This window comes from Bacillus pseudomycoides DSM 12442 (genome assembly GCF_000161455.1).
Lineage (GTDB): Bacteria > Bacillota > Bacilli > Bacillales > Bacillaceae_G > Bacillus_A > Bacillus_A pseudomycoides.
Map to the genome: position 1 here is coordinate 5,348,458 of NZ_CM000745.1, position 467 is coordinate 5,348,924.

The 467-nt window shown below is 45.0% G+C and carries 1 protein-coding gene; it reads left to right on the forward strand.

Features of this window, described 5'->3' with window-relative positions:
* On the forward strand, positions 1-467 hold a 467-nt coding region (locus tag BPMYX0001_RS27085), incomplete at both ends, for an AMP-binding enzyme (RefSeq protein ID WP_157753673.1).

Consider the following 467-nt stretch of genomic DNA (forward strand, 5'->3'; position numbering starts at 1 on the left):
AGATTTAGAAGTGTATGTACTAGACAATTGTCAACAGCCTGTGCCTATTGGCGTATCTGGTGAACTATATATTGGTGGAGCAGGACTCGCACGTGGGTATTTAAAAAGACCTGAATTGACTGCAGAACGTTTCATTCCTCATCCATTCAGTAGTGATCCGGGAGCGCGATTATATCGGACAGGAGACTTAGCGAGATACTTGCCAGATGGAAATCTAGATTATCTTGGGCGGATTGATCACCAGGTGAAAATCCGTGGTTTCCGAATTGAGCTCGGGGAAATTGAATCTGCTTTAAACGCACATGCATCCGTAAAAGAGGCTGTTGTAATTGTTCGAGAGGATCAGCCGGGTGATAAACGATTGGTGGCATATGTCGTGGGTGATGGGAATGTAGGTGAGTGGAGAGATTATCTCAAGGCGAAACTACCAAGCCATATGGTTCCTTCAGGATTTGTGATGATGGAAG